This window comes from Bacteroides uniformis (assembly GCF_025147485.1).
GTDB classification, from domain to species: Bacteria; Bacteroidota; Bacteroidia; order Bacteroidales; family Bacteroidaceae; genus Bacteroides; species Bacteroides uniformis.
Genome location: NZ_CP102263.1, coordinates 1217292 through 1238015, shown reverse-complemented (window position 1 = coordinate 1238015; position 20724 = coordinate 1217292). Strand labels below are relative to the sequence as shown.

17 protein-coding genes are annotated in these 20724 nt (G+C 46.2%); 9 read left to right on the top strand and 8 right to left on the bottom strand.

The features are described from left to right. Positions 1-39 precede the first annotated feature (39 nt). Positions 40-978 (bottom strand): quinolinate synthase NadA, encoded by a 939-nt coding sequence (nadA, locus tag NQ510_RS04765; protein WP_005825202.1) that lies wholly within the window; start codon positions 976-978, stop codon positions 40-42. 464 nt (positions 979-1442) lie between these two features. Between nadA and NQ510_RS04760 the strand changes: the two genes are divergently transcribed. The 3 genes from NQ510_RS04760 to NQ510_RS04750 all read left to right on the top strand — a co-directional run bounded on the left by NQ510_RS04760 (position 1443) and on the right by NQ510_RS04750 (position 4126). Next, entirely contained in the window at positions 1443-1970 is a 528-nt protein-coding gene (locus tag NQ510_RS04760; RefSeq protein WP_005825205.1) for an RNA methyltransferase, read from the top strand. Positions 1971-2293: 323 nt separating this feature from the next. Next, the gene (locus NQ510_RS04755; protein WP_005825206.1) at positions 2294-3256 is read left to right on the top strand and encodes a YitT family protein; all 963 of its coding nucleotides are present in this window, start codon (positions 2294-2296) and stop codon (positions 3254-3256) included. A 129-nt stretch (positions 3257-3385) separates the two neighbouring features. Further along, a complete protein-coding gene (locus NQ510_RS04750) occupies positions 3386-4126 on the top strand; it encodes a DUF5131 family protein (RefSeq protein WP_005825207.1) in 741 nt (246 codons plus the stop codon). Here the strand turns inward: NQ510_RS04750 and NQ510_RS04745 are convergent. Continuing rightward, positions 4121-4753: a DUF4294 domain-containing protein gene (locus tag NQ510_RS04745; protein ID WP_005833968.1), complete on the bottom strand. Its 633-nt coding sequence runs from the start codon at positions 4751-4753 to the stop codon at positions 4121-4123. The genes NQ510_RS04750 and NQ510_RS04745 overlap by 6 nt on opposite strands. Before the next feature lie 97 nt (positions 4754-4850). Here NQ510_RS04745 and NQ510_RS04740 point away from each other — a divergent pair, with 97 nt between their 5' ends. From NQ510_RS04740 to NQ510_RS04730, 3 genes are all read left to right on the top strand, one after another. Continuing rightward, on the top strand, positions 4851-6896 hold the full coding sequence (locus NQ510_RS04740; RefSeq protein ID WP_005825210.1) for a helix-hairpin-helix domain-containing protein: 2046 nt from the start codon (positions 4851-4853) through the stop codon (positions 6894-6896). Positions 6897-7034: 138 nt separating this feature from the next. Continuing rightward, positions 7035-7808: a radical SAM protein gene (locus NQ510_RS04735; protein WP_034525437.1), complete on the top strand. Its 774-nt coding sequence runs from the start codon at positions 7035-7037 to the stop codon at positions 7806-7808. Positions 7809-7818: 10 nt separating this feature from the next. Beyond that, entirely contained in the window at positions 7819-8328 is a 510-nt protein-coding gene (locus tag NQ510_RS04730) for a flavin reductase family protein (protein WP_009037517.1), read from the top strand. A 5-nt stretch (positions 8329-8333) separates the two neighbouring features. Here the strand turns inward: NQ510_RS04730 and NQ510_RS04725 are convergent, their stop codons facing one another. After that, positions 8334-9173 carry a DNA/RNA non-specific endonuclease gene (locus NQ510_RS04725; protein ID WP_005825215.1) on the bottom strand — a complete coding sequence of 280 codons (840 nt, stop codon included), beginning with the start codon at positions 9171-9173 and terminating at the stop codon, positions 8334-8336. 7 nt (positions 9174-9180) lie between these two features. Then, a complete protein-coding gene (locus NQ510_RS04720; protein WP_005825218.1) occupies positions 9181-10863 on the bottom strand; it encodes a SulP family inorganic anion transporter in 1683 nt (560 codons plus the stop codon). 321 nt (positions 10864-11184) lie between these two features. Between NQ510_RS04720 and rbr the strand changes: the two genes are divergently transcribed. After that, on the top strand, positions 11185-11763 hold the full coding sequence (gene rbr, locus NQ510_RS04715) for a rubrerythrin (protein ID WP_005825226.1): 579 nt from the start codon (positions 11185-11187) through the stop codon (positions 11761-11763). Between the two features lie 293 nt (positions 11764-12056). Here rbr and NQ510_RS04710 read toward each other — a convergent pair whose 3' ends face one another. The 4 genes from NQ510_RS04710 to NQ510_RS04695 form a co-directional block, all read right to left on the bottom strand. Continuing rightward, the gene (locus tag NQ510_RS04710) at positions 12057-14240 is read right to left on the bottom strand and encodes a DUF3857 domain-containing protein (protein ID WP_005825230.1); all 2184 of its coding nucleotides are present in this window, start codon (positions 14238-14240) and stop codon (positions 12057-12059) included. A gap of 30 nt (positions 14241-14270) precedes the next feature. Continuing rightward, positions 14271-16019, bottom strand: coding sequence for a transglutaminase domain-containing protein (locus NQ510_RS04705; protein WP_034525438.1), 1749 nt, complete (start codon positions 16017-16019; stop codon positions 14271-14273). A gap of 18 nt (positions 16020-16037) precedes the next feature. After that, entirely contained in the window at positions 16038-17609 is a 1572-nt protein-coding gene (gene nadB, locus NQ510_RS04700; RefSeq protein ID WP_005825234.1) for an L-aspartate oxidase, read from the bottom strand. Between the two features lie 76 nt (positions 17610-17685). Next, the gene (locus NQ510_RS04695; RefSeq protein WP_005825236.1) at positions 17686-19605 is read right to left on the bottom strand and encodes a tetratricopeptide repeat protein; all 1920 of its coding nucleotides are present in this window, start codon (positions 19603-19605) and stop codon (positions 17686-17688) included. Positions 19606-19825: 220 nt separating this feature from the next. Between NQ510_RS04695 and NQ510_RS04690 the strand changes: the two genes are divergently transcribed. Both NQ510_RS04690 and NQ510_RS04685 read left to right on the top strand, forming a co-directional pair. Further along, entirely contained in the window at positions 19826-20200 is a 375-nt protein-coding gene (locus NQ510_RS04690; RefSeq protein ID WP_005825238.1) for a helix-turn-helix transcriptional regulator, read from the top strand. A gap of 33 nt (positions 20201-20233) precedes the next feature. Beyond that, a complete protein-coding gene (locus NQ510_RS04685) occupies positions 20234-20626 on the top strand; it encodes a PH domain-containing protein (RefSeq protein ID WP_005825240.1) in 393 nt (130 codons plus the stop codon). The last annotated feature ends 98 nt before the right edge of the window (positions 20627-20724 follow it).

The window sequence follows — 20724 nt, the reverse complement described above, 5'->3', positions numbered from 1 at the left end:
CACGCCGAAAGGTCATTGGCACATTGGCATATCAGCACATTATAACCCCAGTTGAGCCGATATTTCCAACATCCTCTTAATCGGTTTCACTGCTTTTTCTGCAATCTCAGCATCCACCTTTATTTCCGGTGATTCGTTTTTCAAACAATCATAAAGCTTTTCCAGTGTATTCAGCCGCATGTAACTGCATTCATTGCAGGCACAAGTGCTGTCGTTGGGAGGAGCCGGAATAAATGTTGTCTGCGGGCATTGTTTCTGCATCTCGTGCAGGATACCGCTTTCGGTAGCTACAATGTAGCTCTTTTCGGGATGTGCCACTGCGTACTTCAGCAAAGCTGCCGTAGAGCCTACCACATCAGCCAGTTTCAAGACTGTACTCTTGCATTCGGGATGTGCCAGTACCACCGCATCGGGATGCTGCCGTTTTATTTCAACAATCTTTTCAACCGAGAATTCCTCGTGTACATGGCATGCGCCATCCCATAATAACATATTTCTTCCGGTAATGGAGTTGATATAATTACCCAAGTTCCGGTCCGGGCCAAAGATTATTTTCTCATCTTTGGGGAAGCTTTCCACAATCTGCTTTGCATTGGTAGAAGTTACCACCACATCGGTCACCGCCTTTACGGCAGCCGTTGTGTTCACATAGGATATCACCGTATATCCGGGATGCTCTTTGACAAACTGACTGAATTTGTCTGCCGGACAACTGTCTGCCAACGAACAGCCTGCCGCCATATCGGGCACCAGTACCTTCTTGTCGGGACAAAGCACCTTCGCCGTTTCTCCCATGAAGTGCACACCGCACATCACGATGATGTCCGCCTCCGTTCGGGCCGCCCATTGCGCCAAAGCCAGACTGTCGCCCACGTAATCGGCTATATCTTGTATTTCACCTTTCTGGTAGTAGTGCCCCAGAATGATTGCGTTCTTCTCCTTCTTCAGCTGCTTGATAGCTTCTATAAGATTATCCATAATTATATTTTTTAATTTCTCTTTCTTCTTTAAAAATCCTTTGATAGTAATGATAGGCTGTTAACAGTGTGGACAAATAAATACGATTTTTCTTGCCTATGAAGTTATTAGTATCAAGCTGAATTTTACTCTTATGCTTATAAACCGGGGTTTTTAAGTTTATCCGTTGATAATAAGACTTCTGCTAAACAGCATTAACATGTTGTTAATAATATGCAAAGTTAATAACTTTAGAGTTATAAACCGATGAAACCAGGCTGAAAAATATGTTGAATGAAGCCTGGAAAATTCTCCTTAACTTTTTTGGTTTGTTCGTTTCACTGCTGTAATATGCAGACCTTTGAATAATGCAAGGATTATTTTTAAAATTGTTTCCCTATTGTATTGACACCTTTTCAACGGTTATTAACCGGGATATAAACGGAAAAAAGTATCTTTGCAGGGAGATTTAAAAGTATATTGTCATGCGTAAACTGAAGATAACTGAACTGAATCGTATTAGTGTAGAGGAATTTAAGGAAGCCGAAAAACTGCCTTTGGTAGTGGTATTGGATAATATCCGCAGTCTCCATAATATAGGTTCCGTTTTCCGTACTTCGGATGCTTTCCGCATCGAGTGCATTTATCTTTGTGGCATTACAGCTACCCCACCCCATCCGGAGATGCACAAAACAGCTTTGGGAGCGGAATTTACCGTAGATTGGAAATATGTTGATAACTCTGTTGAAGCTGTTGATAACCTAAAATCCGAGGGATACATCGTTTATTCTGTAGAGCAGGCGGAAGGTAGTGTGATGCTGGACGAACTGGTGCTGAACAAGACTAAAAAGTATGCTGTGGTAATGGGAAATGAAGTGAAGGGTGTTCAACAAGAAGTGATTGACCATTCGCACGGTTGCATTGAAATTCCTCAATACGGCACAAAGCATTCGTTGAATGTATCGGTTACGGCGGGTATTGTTATTTGGGATTTATTCAAGAAACTGAGATAATAACAGGGCTGTTAATAAGCTGTCAATATATCGGGTTTGTTGGAGCTATAGATCGAACACGGTGCATCTATAGATCCAGCGTGTTGCATCTATAGATCCAATAAACTAGTTCTATATAGGTATGATGAGAGATTTTATGAACAGTGGTTTATTTTTATAATCAACCACTTCATTCATTGTAAATTAATGCTTTATCTCCTAATTTATCCTTTTTGTTAACCATGTATTCAACACATATCGGTTGTATGTGGAAAACTTGCTGTACAGTTGGTGTCTTTTCTTATTTTTTGTATATTTGCTGAATATATATAAATCATATCGATATGAAAAAGATAATATCTTCATGGATAGGCATTTTTGTAGGTTGTACTATTCTGGCAGCAGGTTTTGTTTACTTTATCAATCCTTATAATCTTGTTCCTGGCGGGGTGTATGGAGCCAGTATTGTGCTTCATAATCTGTTCCCTTCTATTCAGGTAGGTACTTTCGGTTATATGTTTGATATTCCTTTGCTTATCATTTCCGTGCTGGTACTGGGAGCAAAATTGGGAGCACGTACTATCGTGGCGGCACTATTCACTCCGCTTGCCATGAATGTGCTGTCTCTCCTCTCCTATCCTTCTGAAGAAGCGCTCCATCAGTTGGACCCTACACAGTTGCTGGGTGGCAGTCTGAATATGTCCGACCATTTGATGCTGACTTCTGTGATTGGTGCGGTGGTTATCGGTATAGGCTGTGGTATTGTAGTGCGTAGCCGGGCTACTACAGGAGGTACGGATATTGTGGCGATGATATTGCAGAAATATTGCCATATACGTTTTTCAAAGGCGATACTGCTGGTAGATGGTATTGTGGTGGGATTCGGCCTATTGGTTATCGGTTTCGGTATCGGAAATCCGGATGATGCTACACAACCTTCGTGGCATTTGTCTTTCTATTCACTGATAGCTATTTTTGTCACTTCGAGGGTATTGGCCTATGTGATAAATGGGGAGAAGAATGACAAGATACTGTTTGTCATCAGTGATATGCGCCTTACCGCTTTGCACGACTATATTCTTAAAGATTTGGACCGTACAGCCACTTGCATCAAGAGTAGTGGTCTTTATACCAATGTAGACAAGGAAATGCTGTTTCTTGTGGTGAGTTACAAGGAAGTGGTAGGTATCAAGCAGAAGATAAGGGAAGTAGACCCAAAGGCTTTTGTAGTGGTTACCGATGCTTATGATGCATTTGGTGAAGGTTGGAAAGAGCTTCCGATGGCAGGAGAGGTACAACCCGAATAGGTAGTAATAAACAATTGTTCATTCTATTATTAACTGAATATATAGCTTAATATCAATTGTTTAATAACTAATTATTTGTGTTGCTAACATAGTTTTCAACATGGTGTTAACGATAAGTTTTTTGTTTGAATGAACGGTATTGTTGCGAAGTCGATGATGTGGAACTTATGGCATGGTTGCCATAAATTGAGTGCAGGTTGCAAGCATTGTTATGTTTATCGTGGTGATGCCCGGCGAGAGGTGGACAGTTCGGTGGTGGTGCGGACAAAAAACTTTGACCTGCCTTTGCGTAAAAAGCGTAACGGAGAATTCAAGATACCACCTGGAACATTTGTCTACACCTGCTTTACTTCCGATTTCTTTGTGGAAGATGCTGACAAATGGCGGGCCGAAGCATGGGAGATGATTCGTTGTCGCAGTGACCTGCATTTTATGATGATTACCAAGCGTATAGACCGTTTTTCTGACTGTCTGCCCGATGATTGGGGAGACGGATATGATAATGTAACCATTTGTTGTACGGTTGAAAACCAGACTTGCGCCGATTATCGCTTGCCCATCTATAGGAGAGCTCCCATAAAGCATAAGATAATAATCTGTGAACCGCTGCTGGAAAGGATAGATTTAAGTACTTATGCTGTTGGCGAATGGATTGAACAGATAGTTGCAGGGGGAGAATCCGGTTACGAAGCCCGCCCTTGTGATTTTGAATGGGTGATGGACCTTCGCAGAATTTGTGTGGAAAATAAAGTGGACTTCTGGTTCAAGCAGACCGGTTCTAAGTTCGTCAAAGACGGAAAGACATATAATGTGAAACGCCAATTTCAACATTCGCAGGCACGCAAGGCGGGAATAAACATCAGTTTATAATTGTCCGCTTTCTACCATCAATATCACCCGTTCGGTCAATGCATCGTCTCCCATAGGGTCGTATTGCTTCTTTAGACTGGCGCCGAAGAGTGCGGCAAAAGTCTGGTAGAAACCGGCTTTGAAAGGGCCCATAAAAGCTTTTACCAGTTCATATCCGGTGGAGTTGGTCTGTCGGTCTACCAGTTTTATTAACAGTTTGCCTTGGGCAAAGGTAAGTTTCTTCATGCGGGGAGTGTATTGCTCCTTCAAGCTTTTCTCTACTGCTTTCATGTGTTTCTGGCGGGCTTTCTCGGTGGGCAGGGTCATCATGTATTCGTAGGTTTCAATGATGGCACGGTTAATCTCCTTGGAGATGGGAAGTACCTTCTTTACGTCACGAATGAGTTTGTAGTACTTGTTCATGTCGCGCTTGTTCTTGAATTTAAGCGGCTTGAAGATGTAGACAGTGGGGAGCTTGACATAAGGGATGGTATCTCCTTCGTAAACGCACATGGGAGTAAGATAGACACTCTTTTGCGCAGCAGACTGTGGTTGCTGCTGTGCAAAACATTTCAGGCTTCCGAGAGAAAGAAACATGATGAGTATTACTATGTTAAGCCTTGCGTTCATGTTGCAAAAGTACACCATTCTGTGTAATGTTGTTGCATCATGTTGATTTTTCCTTGCTCAATTAACTTATTTAAGGTAACTTCGCTTCCCAAAACATGAAAGTGACCTACTATTAATGGAATTACTCAAGATAGGAGTTTTTGTAAGTATGCTGTCAATGACTCCTATGCTTGAAGCTCAAAATATATCCGGCCTTCAGAAAGAACAGCCTTTACTTCTTTTGGAAGAAAATTTGGAACAACTTTCCATCGGGAATGAGGAAGAATACGGTTGGGAAGATGAATTGGAGGAGTTGTCCCGACGTCTGCAAGAGCCTGTCAACCTCAATGCCGCCACTAAACGGCAATTGGAGCAGTTTCCTTTTCTTACGGATATACAGATAGAGAATCTTCTGGCTTATGTCTATATACACGGACAGATGCAGACCATTTATGAATTGCAACTGGTGGAGGAGATGGATAAACGTACCATCGACCTACTGCTGCCCTTTGTCTGTGTGCGGGCAGTGAAAGCGGGTAGGGGGTATCCTGCTTTAAAATCTATACTGAAATACGGGAAACACGAAACATTGGCACGTTTGGATGTACCGTTCTATATCCGTAAAGGATATGAGAAGAATTACCTGGGACCTTCCCTTTACCATTCTTTGCGCTATAATTTTCATTATGGAGATTATCTCCAAATAGGCGTGACGGGAGAGAAGGATGCCGGAGAACCCTTCTTTGCCCTGCACAACAGAAAAGGCTATGATTACTATTCTTTCTATTTTCTGATAAAGAATCTGGGGCGGCTGAAGGCTTTGGCATTGGGCAATTACCGTCTGAGCTTCGGGCAGGGACTGGTACTTAGTACGGATTTTCGTTTAGGAAAAACATTCTCTATGTCTACAACAGAATATCGTACCGGAGGCATCCGTAAGCATAGTTCTACCGATGAGTACAATTATTTCCGGGGAGTGGCGGCAACGGTGGGAGTATTGCCTTACTTGGATATTTCGGCTTTCTATTCGCATCGCTCCATGGACGGTGTGGTGGAGGATGGCGAGATAACTTCCATTTACAAGACGGGATTGCATCGCACGCAGAAGGAGGCAGATAAAATGAATGCCTTTGTCTTGCAGGTGATAGGTGGAAACATGACCTATGAAAAGAACTCTCTGAAGGTGGGAGTGACGGGGATTTACTATTTTTTCGACCGTCCTTACAAGCCTCGGTTGAACAAGTATGCAAAGTACAATCTTCATGGAAGTGATTTCTATAATGTGGGCATGGATTATAGGTATCGTCTGGGCCGTTTTGTCTGGGTGGGGGAAGCGGCAACCGGCAGTAAAGGCTATGCGTTGCTGAACCGGCTGAAGTATAATCTTTCTTCCGATTATCATCTGCTACTTGTTCACCGGTATTATTCATATGATTATTGGACTTTGTTTGGGCGTTCCTTTGGCGAAAGCAGTATGCCGCAGAATGAGAACGGATGGTATCTGGCAGCAGAGGCCACACCTTTCGCCCGGTGGAAGTTTTTCACTTCACTGGATGTGTTTTCTTTTCCTTGGTGGAAATACCGTATAAGTAAGCCCTCAAAGGGAGTGGATGCCATGTTTCAGGTTACTTATACTCCTCGAAAGAGCCTTTCGATGTATTTTAATTATCGGTACAAACAGAAAGAAAGAGACGTGACGGGTACAAGCGGTGCAGTTATCGAACCTATCTATCACCATAAACTCCGTTATCGGCTGACCTATATGCCGGGAAGATATATCTTTCGTACTACAATAGATTATAACCACTTCCGTCAGCAGGATGGGGAAGGGTATCGCTTTGATAGACGGCAAGGTTATCAGTGTACTCAATTTTGCTCGTACACTTTCCCCTTCCCTCTGTCAGTTTCCGTGCAGGGAACCTGGTTTCATACGGACGATTACGATTCGCGTGTTTACGCCTCCGAGCGTGGATTGTTATATACTTTCTATACCCCTTCCTTCTATGGCAAAGGGTTCCGTTACTCCGCTCATCTGCGATATGATTTGAGTAAGAACTTCATGTTTCTTGCCAAATTCGGACAGACGGTTTATCAGGATAGGGAGACGATTGGTTCGGGCAATGATGAGATACCGGGAAATAGGAAAGCGGACTTGCAGATGCAACTGCGTATCAAGTTTTAGAGGAATGATTGATAGCTTTTTTATTTCTTTCTTTATCTTTGTCCGTATGATAATCCAAGGATGAACTCTGGAGTGCTAAGATTAATAGATACTCGGAGCATTAAATAGTAAATAGTAAATCGTCAAATCGTAAATAGTATGACTGTCATTTATCCGTCTCCCATATTCGGTCCCGTTCATTCTCGCCGTCTGGGAGTATCTTTGGGAATAAATTTATTGCCGGCAGACGGCAAAGTATGCACTTTCGACTGCATTTACTGTGAATGTGGTTTCAATGCCGACCATCGTTCCAAACAGCCGCTGCCCACACGCGAAAAAGTCCGTTCGGCCCTTGAAGCCCGCCTGCGGGACATGCAGCAAAACGGACCTACACCGGATGTTCTGACTTTTGCCGGTAATGGAGAACCGACGGCACATCCCCGTTTCCCCGAAATCATAGAAGATACACTTGCCTTGCGCGACAAGTATTTTCCGAATGCAAAGGTGAGCGTACTGAGCAATTCTACCTTTATTCATCGTCCTGCCGTATTCGAGGCTTTGAACAAGATTGACAACAACATCCTTAAACTGGATACGGTGGATGAAGAGTATATCCGTGTACTTGACCGTCCTACCGGACATTACTCCATCCGGGAGATTATAGAAGGGATGAAAGCATTCAAAGGGAACTGCATTATCCAGACCATGTTTCTCAAAGGAAGTTATAAAGGACAAGATATGGATAATACATCCGATAAATTTGTTCTTCCCTGGCTGGAAGCTGTCAAGGAGATTGCTCCCCGCCAAGTGATGATTTATACCATCGACCGTGAAACGCCCGACCATGATTTGCAGAAGGCCACTCATGAGGAACTGGATCGCATTGCGGAACGGATACGTGAAACGGGTATACCGGTAAGTGTTTCTTATTAATAATATACTTATGAAATCAATAGCAATTAAAGATTTAAGCGAGAACTTCTTCGAAGTGATAGGCAAAGAGTGGATGCTGGTTACGGCAGGCAGTAAAGAACATTTCAACACCATGACTGCCAGTTGGGGAGGTATTGGCTGGCTTTGGAACAAGCCGGTGGTGTTTGTCTTTATTCGTTCCGAGCGCTATACGTATGAGTTTATGGAGGAGAACGAATATTTCACCCTTTCTTTTTTAGGAAAGGAAAACCGGAGCATTTACAACCTTTGTGGCAGTAAATCGGGTAGGGAAGTGGATAAGGTAAAGGAAACGGGTCTGAATCCTATCGTTACCGAGCGGGGAAACATTCTCTTTGAGCAGGACCGCCTGGGATTGGAGTGCCGCAAGCTTTTCATTACCGATATGAAAGAAGAACTCTTTCTCGACCATTCCGTCTACGAACGTTGGTATGGCGGTGACCACGGCGGATTGCACCGGGTTTATGTAGCCGAGATTGTAGATGCCTGGGTAAAGGAATAACTCCTTTACCACAGTTTCAAGTCATATTCGGCTTCCACCTTCTCTTCTATTTCATCCGGAAGGGTAGGGAAAAAGTCTATACCTGTAATTCGTTCCACTTCGTCCACTGTATTGACGTAGCTGTCCAACGGATGATTGCCTGATGCATTCTTATAAATGAAGCCGATGGCTTTGGGGGGATTGCTGTCTGCACACAGAACGACCTTGAAGAATGCTTCGGGCACTGTAATTTTGTGCTTCTTACCAATGGTACGGTGACGTTGGTCATAGAGAATAGGACCGCATACAATGTATATCTTGCCTTCTTCTTGTGCCCAACGGCGGCATGACTCTTCCAGTTCTTTCCAGTCGCCACGGTTTAGATTGTGGTTCTGCGGGCAAATGTTTGTCATGTAGAAGCTCTCTTGCATGGCTTTCCAGTGCCAGCGGTTGTCACCGGCCGGACACATATGTCCGCGGTCCATGCCGGCTCCTTTGTAGTCATCGGTGGTTACTGCCTCGTGCTCAGGCAGGTCGGGGTCGGGCAGGAACTTGTCTGTACGGCTTTCACGCTCCATCAGTTTTTCGGGAGTGAGTTCCCAGGCTACCCAATTGGGTATCTTTAAATCTTTGTTGTAGGATACTGTGTAGCCTTTCCGCTGGAGAATCTGTTCGGAGACGTTCTTCAGCTTTGCCGGTATTTCAAGGCGTGTGCCTGCCGTGAGTTCTATCTTGGCAGGCGTAGAACTCTTTTGCCTGGCATCCGAAAGTATCTTTGCAACGGGTTCATAGGCAAGGCAGACCGCACATATAAACAATATAAGATAATAGACGCCTTGCGATTGTTTCTTTTTTTTTCGTGCCATGCCGGGATTAGTGTTGGATAATCATTTTGGCCCTTTCCAGTGCCACATTTATGTTCGGACAGATATTTTCTTCGCCCAACAGCTCATAGAAGCCCGATTTTTCCAGTACCTTATGTACCTTTTCATTGACACCGGAGAGCACAATGGTTATTTTTTCCTTTTGGGACATCTCACAAAGGCTTGTCAAGTTGTGGATACCGGTAGAATCGATGAACGGAACTTTACGCATGCGGATGATGCGCACTTTGGGGCGGTCGCCCAGCCGCGCCATGATTTCTTCGAATTTGGTGGCGATGCCGAAGAAGTAAGGACCGTTTATTTCATATACTTCCACATCCTCGGGGATTATCAGGTGCTCGTCATTGCTTGCAATGTCCGATTCTGCATTCGGGTCTATTTCATCTTTGATGACGGATATTTCGGTAGTCTCCATGACGCGGCGCATAAACAGCACGCAGGCAATCACCAGACCTACTTCAATGGCAATAGTCAGGTCGAAGATGACGGTCAGGAAGAAAGTAATCAGCAGTACCGTGACATCCGATTTAGGATTCTTCAATAATGCCTTGAACGTACGCCAACCACTCATGTTATAGGATACTATGACCAGTACACCCGCCAGGCAAGCCATTGGGATATACTGTGCCAGCGGCATGAGGAACAGTAGGATAAGCAGCAATACCACTGCATGCACCATGCCTGCTACGGGAGTTTTTCCTCCGTTGTTGATGTTTGCCATGGTACGCGCGATGGCTCCGGTGGCAGGGATACCGCCAAACAGCGGGGTAGCCATGTTGGCAACACCTTGTGCTATCAGTTCCGTGTTGGAATCGTGTTTGTCGCCTATCACACCATCGGCCACGGTGGCAGACAGCAAAGATTCGATGGCACCCAGTACAGCGATTGTAATGGCTACGGGGAACAAGTTCTTTATCGCTTCCCAATCCAGGGCAGGCATCACGGCATCCGGCAGTTCGGCACGGATGCTGAAACGGTCGCCGATGGTATCGATACAATCAATGCCTCCATATACTTTCATCAGCCAGACTGCCACTGTCACCACGATGATGGCAATAAGTGACCCCGGAATCTTCTTCGAGAACCGCGGTGTAATGGCAATGATGAAGATGCTGACAATACTTACAATCGTGTTCCACCAGTTTACGGTATCGAAATGTCGGAAATAAATCATCCATTTTCCTACAAAGTCTCCCGGAACTTTCTCTCCTCCGAACGTCAACCCGAAAATATCGGCAATCTGCGTAGTGAAGATGGTGACGGCAATACCGCTTGTAAAACCTACGATGATGGGATAGGGGATAAACTTAATGACAGCTCCCAGCTTGAACACTCCCAGCAGGATGAGCAGTACGCCTGCCATCAGTGTGGCGACAATAAGCCCCGATTCACCGTATTGCTGGATGATGCCATAGATAATGACGATGAACGCACCGGTCGGTCCTCCAATCTGTACCTTGCTCCCACCCATCAGGGAGATGATGAAACCGGCTATGATAGCCGTAATGATACCTTTCTCCGGTGATACGCCGGAGGCGATACCGAATGCAATGGCAAGCGGGAGGGCAACGATACCTACAATGATACCTGCCATCAGGTCTGCCATGAACAGTTCTTTAGAGTAATTTTTTAAAGCCGTGTATAGCTTTGGTCTGAATCCGAACGCTTTCATTATAATCTACTTTTTTATACGTTTTTTTATACAGAATGTAATGTATATATTGCAAATTGCCTGCAAAAGTAGATAAAATAATGGATATTAGTGAACACAACTGTGATGTATTTTGTTTTCCTTATCAGATATGTGCTATTAATTATGTCTGAAATACCTCTTCGGGTTATCGGTGAAGATAGATTCTTTCTATAAGACGATAAATAAATCCGATGGGGCAGAGGTGTGATTATTCCAAACTAAATTCGTAATTTTGTGTTGTTTATAAACAGTACGAACGACATTTATACGTAATTATATTAACTAATAAAAAAAGAGACTATGGCTAAAAGTGTTAAAGGAACTCAGACTGAGAAGAATCTGCTGACTTCATTCGCTGGTGAATCACAAGCAAGAATGCGTTACACTTATTTTGCAAGTGTAGCCAAGAAAGAAGGTTACGAACAAATCGCCGCTATTTTCACAGAAACGGCTGACCAGGAAAAGGAACACGCTAAACGTATGTTCAAGTGGCTGGAAGGCGGTATGGTGGAAATCACCGCTTCTTATCCTGCAGGTGTTATCGGCACTACCCTGGAAAATCTTCAGGAAGCTGCTGCCGGCGAACACGAAGAATGGTCATTGGATTATCCTAAGTTTGCTGATATTGCAGACGAAGAAGGTTTCCCCGAAATCGCTCTTATGTACCGTAACATCGCCATTGCCGAAAAGGGACACGAAGAACGTTATCGCGCTTTTATCCAGAATATAGAGACTGCCAGCGTATTTGCCAAGGAAGGCGAAGTGGTATGGCAGTGCCGCAACTGTGGTTTCATCTACACCGGTAAGGAAGCTCCTCAGGTATGTCCGGCTTGCTTGCATCCGCAGGCTTATTTCGAAGTAAAGAAGTCAAACTATTGATGATAATTTCCTCATAGAGAGAACAAAGTCCCGCAGAGCGAAAGCAAGCTCTGCGGGGCTTTTTGTTTGCTGTGACAGTCATATAGCTTGTAATTGCTGCACATTTGCTGCAGCGTCACTGCAAACAAATTGCAGTGCGACTGCAAAACTGTTGCAGTGCTGCTGCAAATCAATTGCAGTACTGCTGCAAACCGGTATGCAGTGACGCTGCAAAAAGTATGCAGTCGTTTTGCAGTGGCTGTACAGTACGACAGCAAGCTGTGTATGGCGATGCTGCAGCGGGTAGAGAAGGATTAATAGCCGGTTGTTGGAGATGTAGGGGGATTAATGGTTGCTTGGAACACTATTGAAAGTGCTTCATAACTGTTGGCAGCATCGGTTATTTCAAGCAGTTTCTCCCAGTTGGCTACCGGTTCCGTCTTGTGGTTGATGCGTTTTTCGGCTTTTATTCTTAATGTTCCGTCTTCAGTGGTGGCTTGGACAATGAAAGCGCCGCAGTCGTTTTCTACTTTTACGTTCAGTCTTTCCAGGCCTTCGGGAGAAATTCGATAACCTTCCGGCAGATTGACTGTGATGTCCCATTGGTAACAACGGGGCATCTCCCAATAAATGTCCTCCTTGCGCAGGCGTTGTTCGCCTTTCAGCTCTGGCTGTGACCCTATCAACCGACCTACGGAGAGAACAAAGTTTGTACCCGCTTTCTTTACGTATCCGTCCAGTACATAGTCCACTTGATAGACAAGTGCCGCACTGTCTGCCCGGTTTCCGATGCTGAAAAGCTGGTAGCCGAGGAGTGTTTCCAGTCCTTCTTCTGAGCCATGATAACCGATGATTTCATTGTGGTAACGCTCTTTCTCCTGCTCCCGTTCACGGCGGTAACTTTCGCGCAGGTCGGCATGGAATTTTTCTTTGGTTTCGTCGTAGATGGTGGCTGTAATACCCAGTTGGCGACGAACGGAGTTGTAAAGGTCCTCGTCCATAATGAGGTAGGGTTGGAAGTGTTCTTTCAGTGCACCGCTCATCTCTTCCCGGCGGCTGATGTGGAGAGTGGTGCCGCTTATAGAAGCGTTTATGGTAGCCATATCCCGGTTGTCTTGGGGGGTGGTGGAGGGAAGGGTAAGGCATGTGTTGTCTTCCAGTATGGCTTCTTCGCCTTGCAGGCTGGCAGGCACTTCACCGGGAACAGCATAGCAGGCCGGTGGAGTATAGCATTTTCCGTTGGATTCCAGATAGATAAACCAAGTGGTATTGCTGTAGTTGATGAGCTGGTCCAGAGGCTCCCGGGTATCTTTGGTCGTGATTCCTGTCCGGTGGGGAATACCTGCTTTTTCCAGAAGTTCGTGCATCAGCAGGATGAAACTGGCGGGAGTATAGTCTGCACCGTTTTCCATATACCGGTAATAGCAGTATTGGTAGAGGTAGTCCATCAGTTTCTTATCGCTCCATCCTTCGGCTTGACGGGCTTTGAGGGCTTTGGATATTTCGCCTTTCCGTCCGCTGCGCAGACCGGACCAGTTGGTGCCGGGAGCCTTCATGGAGGCACGTGTGTCATCTGTCATCAGTTTTGGATTGGGGTTGGCATATAGTCCCGGCTTGCGGGCGCTGGGTGGCATCCAGGCATAGGGTGTCTTGCTGTTGTAGATGTACATCAGAATCATGGGCGTTTGCCGGGCACTGTTGTACCAGAAGTCGGGAATGACACGTCCGGAGTCTCCGGTATGCAAGTCGAGGATATGGTTTCCTTCGGTATCGGTGCTATGGTCGAAGTTCCTTGCTCCGTTCAGGCAACGGTAGAAAGTGCTCAGCTTGGGGTCTATCTCGCAATGGACGGAATAGGCAAGCAGAGGATAGCTGTCCATAAAGTAAAAACCGAAAGGTTCGGGGTTCTGGTTGTTCAGTATGGTGTATCGTACGAAGAACAAGTCGATGATGTCTCCGATTTCCAGTCCGGGTACGGCCAGCTTGTTCCATTTCTCTTGGATGTTGTGGCTACGTGGGTGGCCGCCTTCATCGGTTTCCATGTACTCCTGCGGGGCTGTTTCCTGAATTGTTCCGTCCGGTTTGATGATGCGCACACCCAGTATACGCTGTTGTTCATTGCGGGTGTAGCGTTCTTTTTCCTGGGAAAGGAAGCTGAACTGTGACATCTCTTCCAGTGCACTTTGGCTGTTGATGTATACCATTTGGCGGTAGATGCTGCGGCAGGTTATCTGTTGTTTGGTCAATCCCATTCCCCACCAGTCCAACTTGGTTTTCCGGGTTACCTCCAGACGGCTGTGTGCGGCAAGGATAACGGCGGGTTCGTTTCTGTATTTCTCGGGTACAGTCATATTTTTAAAGTCGGGCAGGTTCAGCGACCATACTTCATTGCGCACTTCGCTTACGAGCGCAGCATATTTGTCTTCTTCCTTTTGGGCATTTAGTCCCGAAGTGGCAAGTAACATCAGCAGCAGTAGGAAAGAACGTGTTGTTTTCATGGTGATGGCGTTTTATGTTCAATTATTTGTTTAAAGGGTGCTTTGCCGGATTACTATCTGTTCGTTGCAGGCTTTTTTCCATTGTCGCAGGGCATCATTCCAAGCAGGGATAAGAGCAAGTGGAATACGTTTTCTGCGTATCTCCATCACTTTTCGGAAGTGGATATATCCTGCTCCGGCGCGGTAGGAGCAACTGAGGATGCCCTGATTCGTTTCAATGTGAAAGTCTGCAGGCAAATAAGACACGGCATATCCTTGTGGAATATCAATCGTTACCTCGCGTACAATACGGCATCTCCACGGCAGTAGGTAATCCTGCTTGCGGCGGGTGGTGTCAATGGGCTGGTGGAAGAAATCTTCGTGCGGGTCTGCTTCGAGGCAGTACTCTCCATCGGCCGATTGTACGGCAGCGGTATTGTTTATCTGATTGTTTAGCAGGTCTGTCTGCTTCTCCTTGGGGGTGTCATGGTAGAGACTGAGCAGGTATTCCTTGTATTCGCCCGTACTTACGCGGGTGGCGGTGCCTTTCAGGGTAGGGGGATTGCTGTCCGTCATCAAGCGATAGTGATAATTGAGACTGTCCGTAGAGGCGGAGGCATCCTGCTGGGGAAGAGTCAGTATCAGGCAGCTGTCTCCGTTTTCTACCAGTGCTTTTCGGCCTTGTATACCTTGGGGGATGTCTTCGGGCGGTAGGTATCGGTAGGTGGCATCCAGGCAATATCTTTTCCCTTGATGGAAAAGAAGGCAGAAGGCATGGTTGATGGCAGCCAGTGTCGGTACTTCGTCGGGAGAACTGGCGATGTCGTCCGTACCGATATAGGCCATTCGGGCATCGAATCCTTGGGCTTTCAGCAATGTGCGCAGCAGGAGTGCCATTCCCTTGCAGTCGCCGTAACGTTTGCGCAGCACTTCGGCAGGCCGGTCGGGCCGATGTCCTGCCAACCCGTTTTCAAAGGCGATGTAGCGTATGTTCTGCTGTACGTAGGCATAGGTACGGTGTATCTTCTCCAGTTCATCGGTGCATCCGGCAGTAATTTCATCCGTTAGCATTTCGGCTTGGGGGAGAGTGCAGTCCACCTCGGCCAGTCCGTTCAGCCAGCGGTACATATCCTGCACATCCGCAAAGGAACCGGTTACCAGCAGATGGGGATAGAGGCAGTTGTCTGCGGGAGCAGCTTCTTCCTTTCGGGTGGCAGGTACTCCTTTTAAGGTGTAGACAAAAAGGGAATCCCCTTCCTTGTTCACGCTCTTTTCACACCGGATACCGGGACCGAAGTTCTTCTCCACCAGCCGGAAACGGGACAATGCGGCAGGAATGGTGACGGTGATACGTTTCTCGCGGATGAAGTATTCCTCCGGAAAGTAGATACGTGTAAAGTAGCGCAGGTCATGGAAGGTACGGCTGAACTGTACGGCCGCCTTTTTCCCCTGCCGGCTTAGGGAGAGGTTGAAGTAGCAGATGCGGGTATCATCGAAGAATACATTTTCCGGTGTGGCATGGCGGTGGATGGCTTTGGGGGCAAGTACTCCCTTGGCCCTGGCTTCGTCCAGGGAGATGAATTCGCCATAGAACATATGAGGTTGTACGGTAGCTCCCATTCGTGAAGCTTCATATTCGGTCTTTCGGGTGTTTTGTACGATGGGGTTGTTTCCCGGGCCTTCTTTAAAAACATAGCTGTCTTCACAGCAGTTGATGATGATATTGTCGTCCATCGTCTGACTGTAGAGACAGCTTGAGAAAATATACAAAAAAATGAAAGAGAAATATTGTTTCCTCATGATGGAGAGGATTTATGTTTATTTCTTGGCGTGCGGATAGTCTATCGTGTAGTGCAGTCCGCGGCTTTCCTTGCGTTCCATGGCTTGCTTTGTTATCAGGTATCCTACGTTTATCATGTTGCGCAGTTCGCACAGCTCTCGGGTAGCCTTGCTCCGCTTGAAGAGTGCTTCTGTCTCCTCGTAAAGTATGTCCAGTCGGTTCCAGGCACGTGTCAACCGGGTATTGCTGCGGACAATGCCTACGTATGCCTCCATAATCTGGTTCACTTCCTTCATGCTTTGTGTGATGAGGACACGTTCTTCGGTGGAAATGGTACCTTCGTCGTTCCATTCGGGAATGTCTTCGTTGAAGTCATAACGTTCCAGTACGCTCAGCGCGTGTTTGGCTGCCGCGTCGGCATAAACCACGGCTTCAATCAGTGAGTTGCTTGCCAGACGGTTGCCGCCATGCAGTCCGGTGCACGAACATTCGCCGATGGCGTACAGGCGGCGGATGCTGCTCTGTCCGTCCAAATCCACCTTGATGCCACCGCAGAGATAATGGGCGGCGGGGGCTACCGGTATGTATTCCTTTGTAATGTCTATACCGATGCTGAGGCATTTCTTGTATATGTTAGGGAAGTGCTTCTTGGTTTCTTCGGGGTCTTTGTGGGTGACGTCCAGATACACATGGTCCTCACCGCGCTGTTTCATTTCGTTGTCGATGGCACGCGCCACGATGTCACGCGGGGCCAGTGAGAGTCGCGGGTCGTACTTCTGCATGAATTCTTTTCCGTCTTTGGTACGCAGCACGCCGCCATAACCGCGCATGGCTTCGGTGATGAGGAACGAGGGGCGGTCTCCCGGATGGAAAAGGGCTGTGGGATGGAACTGGATGAATTCCATGTCTTTCACTGCTCCCTTGGCACGGTAGACCATGGCAATGCCGTCTCCCGTGGCCACCAGCGGGTTGGTGGTATGGCGGTAAACGGCTTCGCAACCGCCCGTTGCCATGATGGTGACTTTGGAAAGGAAGGTATCCACCTCGCCCGTCGCTTCGTTCAGCACATAGGCACCGTAGCACTTGATGCCGGGGGTGTGGCGGGTAACGATGATTCCCTGGTGATGCTGGGTAATGATTTCCACAGCGTAATGGTCGGTCAGTACGGTGATGTTGGGGTGTTGCTTCACAGCTTCAATGAGGCTGGTCTGTATCTCTGCACCCGTATTGTCCTTATGGTGGAGGATGCGGAATTCGGAGTGGCCGCCTTCTTTGTGCAGGTCAAACTCTCCGTCCTCCTTTTTGTCGAAGTTCACTCCCCATTTGATAAGCTCCTTGATTTGTTCGGGGGCATTGCGCACCACCTTCTCTACGGCTTCACGGTCGCTTATCCAGTCACCCGCAATCATGGTATCTTCGATATGCTTTTCAAAATTGTCTACGGCCAGATTGGTGACAGAGGCGATACCTCCTTGTGCAAAATAAGTGTTTGCCTCTTCCAAACCTGCCTTACAAATGAGGGCTACTGTTCCTTTATGCGCTACTTTCAGCGCAAAACTCATACCGGCAAGTCCGGAGCCGATAACGAGAAAATCGAACTTTCTTACCATAGGTTTTGTGTATTAAACGCCGCAAAGATAGTGTAAACCAAACGTAGAGCAAAATAAGCGGGCTTATTTTTATTTGTTATGTAAGGTATTGTTTCAATACTTCATCCAGGGATTTTTCTTTGGGCAATTCCATGTTCTTGCGCATGCGCGAACGGACTACGTTTACACTATTCCGGTTGATTCCCATGATAAGGGCTATTTCGTCGGTACTTTGGTTCATGCAGATGAGCATGGCCAGCAATTCTTCGTTGCGGGTCAGTTGAGGATAACTTTCGCGGAGCTTGGGCAGATAAGAAGGATGTATGGTGGCAAACGACCGGCGGAATGTGTTCTCATCTTCCCTGCTGAGCAGGCTTTGCACGGTGAGCTGGCGAATGGAGTTGAGGTTATTGGTAGCCATGGCCCGTTCTATTTCTTCCGTCAGTTGTTCGTTGCGGCGGTTCAGGTCTTGCTGCCGGGTAATGAGGGTCTGTATTTCCCGTTTGTTGTTTTCTATAAGCTGGTGGTTGGCCTTCCTTCGGATGATGAAATAGGCTGTAGTGGTGATAAGTAGCAACAGTAATGTAATGGAGATGCAGATGTTGTAGAACAACTGCTGTTGCTGCCATTGCACTTGTGCCGAGAGCAGTTTGTTTTCTTTCTCTTTTTGGTTGGCATCAAACCGGATGTTGGCTGCTGCCACAGCACGTTTCTTTTCGTTATTGTCCAGAGAATCGGCAAACTGTCGGTTACGGATGTAGCAACGAGCAAAATCGTCGTTCATGCCTTTGGCCAGATAGTAATCCATTAATATCTCGTTGGCATCGCGGCCTTCCATGAACTTCATGTTGATGAGGTCTTGTGCAGCCCGGTCTATCAGGTGTATGCCGTTTTGCTCCTTCCCGGTTTGCAGTAAGGCCCGGCCTAGGTGGAGGTTGAGTTGGTATTTGGCCCATTGGGGCATCCGCACGGTATCGGGACAGATGCTAAGGGCAAGTTGCAGTGCTTTTTCCAAAGAGTCGGGATAGTCCAGATAACTGTTTACCGTTTCTACTTTGTTTACGAATACGCCCTTAAAGCTGTTTTGTATCATTGACAACTTTTCTCCCAGCCTGAGGTAGTGGAATACAGAGTCCTTTTGATTCATGTTACGAAAGATCTGGGCACGGTAGCGGTACAAGTCTCCCAGTCCGAAGCTGTCTTTCAGCATGGAGTAGTATTGGGCTTTTTTGTTCATTTCCAGGGCCTGGTCGTACATACCCAGTTCGGCGTAGAGATTAGCTTGTTCTCCGTAGGCAATCACTACATTTCCAGGTGCTATGCTGTCGTTGTAAGTGGCTATGGCTTCTTGGTTAGTGGCTATAGCTTTCTCGTATTCGCCACTGAGGTGGTAATAGATGCCCAATCGTGACATTATCCGCAGCATGTTCGGGAAGTTTCCACCTTTCCGGTAGACATCTATTGCTTTTTCCAAAATTTGGATAGCTTTGGGTAGATTGTTTCCGGAGTACATGTAGACACCGCTTATGATTTCTGCCTGCCGGATAAAGTCATTGGCACTGGTACAGACCGGTAACTGGAGGTAGTCTTCTGCCAGTCGGACAGCTTCCGGGTTATTGCCATACAGTTGGTTCAGTCCGGCCTTGAAGCTCAGCAGTTCGTGCGGGCAATGTTCGCGGATGAGGGGATGGTTCCCAATGCTGTCCATATAGTCGATGCCGTCTTTGTATTGTTTGGTGTTTATGTAATTGTTCCCGCAGGCATTAAATATCTTGCGGGCATAGTAAATCAGGGTATCTGTAGTTCCGTTTTTTTCTGCCGATTCCAGGATTTCGGGCAAGGTCTGTTTGGCAAGATCCAACGTTTGTCGCGCTTTGTTTTCGAGTAGTAAGGCATTGATTTGTTGAAGGACATTGTTCCAATGCCTCATTTCGTCTTGTTCCGAAGAGGTGGAGCGGTTGGTGCAGGCTACAGCTACGAGAATCAGAAGTAAAAATGAAAGTTTTTTGGCATTCATATTTTGTGGACTGTTTGTTTTGTAAGGCAAAGATATAATTTCTTAATTTAAAATTTACAACAATAGACTTGTTTTTTTTTTCTTGTTAATTATTTGATAATAAATATAATATGAAATTGTATATCAGATTGTATATCGTATTCTTATGGTTAGGTTGTGCATATTTTGCAAATTTGTATCAAAACGATTGTAAATATGTATAATGGTGAAATAAGATACAATGAAAACAAAGAAAACAGTGACACCTTTTAATATGCAGGAGATTGCCAGAGCTTTGCGCGAAATGATTTCGGAAGATTCTCCCAATGCTTCGGAGGCTTTGTTGTCCGGAACTCGTGAGGCTGTATTCCGTGAAATCTTTATTTTTCATTATCCTTCTTTTTTAGAGAAACTTTATCAGTCTATTCCGGAGGTGGATAAGGATGAAGAACTGATATGTATGCTGGTAGCTCTTGGACAGTCTGTAAAGGAGATTGCAGAACTGATTTATTTTTCGCCGGAACGGGTAGAATTGTTATGTGCTTCGGTCTGCCGCAAGATGAATGTGACGGAAGTTCGAGAAATGGAGATGCTAATGAAGAAGTTGTTATCATAAAAATACGTACCTTAGCGGCAAAAATCAGATAAAATGAATCGAATCTTTCATGCGCGCATTGCTATGGGGCAGTATCTGTTTCTCATCCTGATAGGTATTCTCGCCGTCTATATGCTTTGGTACAAGTCTCCGTTCCTGGCTGCTATTTTCATGCTTTGGCTGGTGGTTATTATCGAGAAGCTGATTCATACCACCTATACCGTAACGCCCGACGGGAAGTTGGTGCTGTCCTTCGGCCGTTTCTCCCGGAGTAAGGAAATTCTGATGAAAGACATCACTTCTGTGGAGCGTGCTTCTTCCATGCAGGTAGGGCGGTTTGCGGTGATGCGCTATGTGCTCGTGAAATATGGCGAGGGTAAGTGTGTAGTGCTTCTTCCCGTCAAGGAGGAGGAGTTTATCCGGTTACTGGAGGAACGGAGAGGATGAGCAATATGGTGTGCCCACGTATGCAATTCCGTTTTAATCTGTCGTTATCGCTTCCATGGTAATGTCTCCTGTGTAGCTTTCCGGAGTTGTTTGTATGA

Excerpts from the sequence above, each read along its gene's own strand:
- NQ510_RS04705 (WP_034525438.1), bottom strand. The coding sequence starts at position 16,019 with ATGAGGAAACAATATTTCTCTTTCATTTTTTTGTATATTTTCTCAAGC.
- NQ510_RS04690 (WP_005825238.1), top strand. The coding sequence starts at position 19,826 with ATGAAAACAAAGAAAACAGTGACACCTTTTAATATGCAGGAGATTGCC.
- NQ510_RS04735 (WP_034525437.1), top strand. The coding sequence starts at position 7,035 with ATGACTGTCATTTATCCGTCTCCCATATTCGGTCCCGTTCATTCTCGC.
- NQ510_RS04760 (WP_005825205.1), top strand. The coding sequence starts at position 1,443 with ATGCGTAAACTGAAGATAACTGAACTGAATCGTATTAGTGTAGAGGAA.
- nadB (WP_005825234.1), bottom strand. The coding sequence starts at position 17,609 with ATGGTAAGAAAGTTCGATTTTCTCGTTATCGGCTCCGGACTTGCCGGT.
- NQ510_RS04745 (WP_005833968.1), bottom strand. The coding sequence starts at position 4,753 with ATGGTGTACTTTTGCAACATGAACGCAAGGCTTAACATAGTAATACTC.
- NQ510_RS04730 (WP_009037517.1), top strand. The coding sequence starts at position 7,819 with ATGAAATCAATAGCAATTAAAGATTTAAGCGAGAACTTCTTCGAAGTG.
- NQ510_RS04725 (WP_005825215.1), bottom strand. The coding sequence starts at position 9,173 with ATGGCACGAAAAAAAAAGAAACAATCGCAAGGCGTCTATTATCTTATA.
- NQ510_RS04755 (WP_005825206.1), top strand. The coding sequence starts at position 2,294 with ATGAAAAAGATAATATCTTCATGGATAGGCATTTTTGTAGGTTGTACT.
- nadA (WP_005825202.1), bottom strand. The coding sequence starts at position 978 with ATGGATAATCTTATAGAAGCTATCAAGCAGCTGAAGAAGGAGAAGAAC.
- NQ510_RS04750 (WP_005825207.1), top strand. The coding sequence starts at position 3,386 with ATGAACGGTATTGTTGCGAAGTCGATGATGTGGAACTTATGGCATGGT.
- NQ510_RS04740 (WP_005825210.1), top strand. The coding sequence starts at position 4,851 with ATGGAATTACTCAAGATAGGAGTTTTTGTAAGTATGCTGTCAATGACT.
- rbr (WP_005825226.1), top strand. The coding sequence starts at position 11,185 with ATGGCTAAAAGTGTTAAAGGAACTCAGACTGAGAAGAATCTGCTGACT.
- NQ510_RS04710 (WP_005825230.1), bottom strand. The coding sequence starts at position 14,240 with ATGAAAACAACACGTTCTTTCCTACTGCTGCTGATGTTACTTGCCACT.
- NQ510_RS04720 (WP_005825218.1), bottom strand. The coding sequence starts at position 10,863 with ATGAAAGCGTTCGGATTCAGACCAAAGCTATACACGGCTTTAAAAAAT.
- NQ510_RS04695 (WP_005825236.1), bottom strand. The coding sequence starts at position 19,605 with ATGAATGCCAAAAAACTTTCATTTTTACTTCTGATTCTCGTAGCTGTA.
- NQ510_RS04685 (WP_005825240.1), top strand. The coding sequence starts at position 20,234 with ATGAATCGAATCTTTCATGCGCGCATTGCTATGGGGCAGTATCTGTTT.